Annotated in this window: 2 protein-coding genes; one reads left to right on the top strand and one right to left on the bottom strand. The window is 35.5% G+C overall.

All coding sequences use genetic code 11. From position 1 onward, the window contains the following. Positions 1-495: 495 nt before the first annotated feature. Positions 496-1296, bottom strand: coding sequence for a COG4705 family protein (locus tag AC1DVK_RS26605; protein WP_089364784.1), 801 nt, complete (start codon positions 1294-1296; stop codon positions 496-498). Between the two features lie 899 nt (positions 1297-2195). On the opposite strand from AC1DVK_RS26605, the gene AC1DVK_RS26600 reads away from it, so the two are divergent. Beyond that, positions 2196-2954 (top strand): GNAT family N-acetyltransferase, encoded by a 759-nt coding sequence (locus tag AC1DVK_RS26600; RefSeq protein ID WP_477627794.1) that lies wholly within the window; start codon positions 2196-2198, stop codon positions 2952-2954. Positions 2955-3271 lie beyond the last annotated feature (317 nt).

Here is a 3271-nt window from a genome sequence, read left to right as displayed (position 1 = left end):
GGAAAGCCTCCAAGGGCAGCGTGGAAAATGCGTGCAGCATATGTAATAATATGGGATTTTTAATGGATCCCCTATTTCAATCTGCCCTCATCTTATCAAAACGGTCCTATCTCTTTCGTTCATCTAAAGCAACCTATACCATGTGGTATGAAATCCTGCGAATAAGCGAGTATTCGTGAGCATTATCTATTAAACTGAGGGAGTTCATTAAGGACCACTAAAAACAATCAAAGTATTTTATAAAAACTGTATACTAAATCACAAGAAAAGAATCCATTTTGAAAAAAGATTGTTCAAAATGGATTCTTTTTATTTACGCTAATATGGGGGTTCAAGAGGACCTTTTGATCAATCTTTTTTTCAAAGCTAAAATTTTCATTTTATTTTGGTTTTCTCGCATATATAATTTCCTTTCTTTAAAGTGGTTTCCCACAACTTAAATTTATTTCTCTCACTCTACATTAGGGTACCCATCCAGGGTACAGCATATAATTACTAAGATGCTCTTTCCTTTTCATCGTTAAATTCTACGCCTTTTGCGGGTGAGCCTCCCCGAAAGATGACTAGGAGGATAATAAAGATCAGTAAAACAAGGCTCACTATACCTTTGTCTATCCCCAGACCACCGTGGCTATGTGACGCTGCTAACCAATCCGAGAACGAGGCACCTACTGGACGCGTCATGATATAAGCGAACCAGAAAGCAAAAATTTCATTAAGACCAAATAATCGGTAACCCAAAGCTGGAATAACAAGCAAGAAAGTAAATAATAAACCTGAAGAGAAGTAGCCCAAGTGCATGCTTGATGCGGTCATATCCCCTGCTGCGGTACCGAGTGCGAATGTAACCAGTACGGTGATCCAGTAAAAGATCTCGCGGCGACGGGTGAAAATGCTGTGTACGGACAGAGTTTTTTCTTTAGAATACCAAGCTATGAGAACGACGGCGAGTGCCACTATAAAGAAAATGGTTGAAACGATGTAGGGTATGCCCAGTCCAACACGAACCACATCTGCAGCCATTGTGCCAAATATACTAACCATAATGACAACTAACCAGTAGACCTTTGGTATATATCGGCGTACTTTGAACTGTAATATCATTGCGGCTACGAAAATAAGAACACTTAGCGGTGCTGAAATAAGCGGATTTAGATTCTCGAATAAATAATCGGATGCTACTTCACCCATTCCAGTAGTCAGTAGCTTAGTAATCCAAAAGTAAAGTGTAATTTCCGGAACTTTAGCAAACATTTCTTTTGCCTGATTCATGGTGATCGATAAAGATTTGTTCATATTTAAGGACCTTCTTCCAATAATTTCTAATGACAAAGGCGTTAATATAGCTGCAAATCTTTCTTGTTGATAACATATCATCAGCTAGTACGCCTAGTGTAGTTGTACAAATCCCAAAACCTTGGTATGTCAAAATCAAATAGTAACTTCTAGTAACTTGCTTAACATTTGAAGACTTGAAGGTTGTAGCATTTTTATTTGCTGAAACTGCTAAGTTTTTTTAAAAGAATTAATCTCCTTTTATGAAGTATATTGTTTCTAAGTATTTTCCATCTCTTGTTCATTTGAGATGACGCTAGTCTCTACTATATTACAAATTGGTCAGCTATTTATTAAACCTAAATTAAAATTAACTTAAATGTCTATTAAGTATAGGTGGCATTTTATAATTGTACATAGGGTCCAGTTAAACTTCAGAAAATCTTAAGGTTTTCTCAGTAGGTTGATACATATAAATTTAAAATCACTAGGTTGGTCCATAACCACTATTACAATTATTGTGGCAGAAGCTAGAACAACAAAGATCTTCTAAACAGGATTGTGAATAAATGTATTTAAGCAAACGGGGGCGTTAGTTGCATAAGGAACACAAAAATGATCAATCTTTTTTATAAAAGAATAATCCAATTAAATATTATAAGGGCATGTTTTAATTAATCTTTTTTCAAAACATGCTCTTTCTATTTATTCATTTATCAAGGTTTCTTGGATTAATTTGATCAAACTTTGTTTCAAATCTACAAATGGGGTTGCTGTGGCAGCTCTTTTCTTTATGGAACTATAGGGGCAGGATAGTTGAAGAGTCGCTGTTGGATCTTTATTCAACAATTGGGCCAGATTGTTTAATAATGGTAAGGTGGTAAAATAGGGGAAAAGACTTTAAATTAGGAGAATTATTAATGAAACAAATAACATTTGAAGATATTTATACGCTTGGAAAAGTAGTGGCTGAAAATGACCAATACAGACACTTTCATTACCCTGAGATGTTGACTAGGTATGATAGTAATTTTATTGAGTTTACAAATCTACCGTATTTACCTGAATTTAAAGAAACTGAAAATTACTTAAGGGAATATCATCTGAAAAAGGGTCAAAAACATGTTAAGTTTTATTTTCCTGCTAATAAAAAAACAACAACTGAACTTATTGCTTACCTAACTGATATAGGTTATGAAATAGGTTTTATAGAATTATATGCTATTCAACCAAAACACTTTCCAACGTTGAGGAACAACCCAGATATAGATATTCAAGTAGTGATAGATAAAAACCTAGAAACACTTCTTAATCTACAGTATCAGCATGATTTAAAGTATGGAATTGAGTTTGCAGAGCAGAAAACTGAGCTTATAAAACGTCAATTTGAAGATCAAGATATACTTCAGGTCTTGGCGTTTTATAAAGGGTATCCAGCAGGCTATGTTGATATCATTATCTCCAATGAAACGGCAGAAATTGATAACCTAACTGTTGACGAGAAGTTCCGAAACAAAGGAATAGGTAGCAAATTACAAAAATTTGTAATGGAATCATTTTCTGAAAAGCTTGTAATCTTAATAGCCGATGGAGAAGACACTCCTAGAGAAATGTACAAAAAACAAAATTATCAGTATCATGGATTTAAATATGAAGCTCAAAAAATATATCAAGATTAGTTTTCATTATCATATGCTTTGATTTACTAACGGGTTAGCTGAGATCCGAGCTGTCAATAAGGCAGCTCTTTTCGTGCGCCCGGCATGGGTGCAATCTATAGGGTGGAAGTCCCGAATCATGAAGGCAGTAGTAGTGGTTAGCTTAATGCAAGGGTGTCCACGGTGACGTGGAATCTGAAGGAAGCAAGCGGCAAACCTCCGGTCTGAGGAACACGAACTTCATATAAGGCTAGGTATCATTGGATGAGTTTGCGAAACAAAACAAAGTCCTTACTGCCGAAGGTGGTACAGAGTAAATGAAGCAGATAGATGGAGGG

The organism is Peribacillus sp. P4_B1, assembly GCF_056402395.1.
The sequence above is the reverse complement of the archived record's forward strand: the minus strand, read 5'-3'. Positions and strand labels throughout refer to the sequence as shown.

What these genes read in the sequence shown, in the direction of transcription:
- AC1DVK_RS26605 (WP_089364784.1), bottom strand. Translation starts at nt 1,296, where the DNA reads ATGAACAAATCTTTATCGATCACCATGAATCAGGCAAAAGAAATGTTT.
- AC1DVK_RS26600 (WP_477627794.1), top strand. Translation starts at nt 2,196, where the DNA reads ATGAAACAAATAACATTTGAAGATATTTATACGCTTGGAAAAGTAGTG.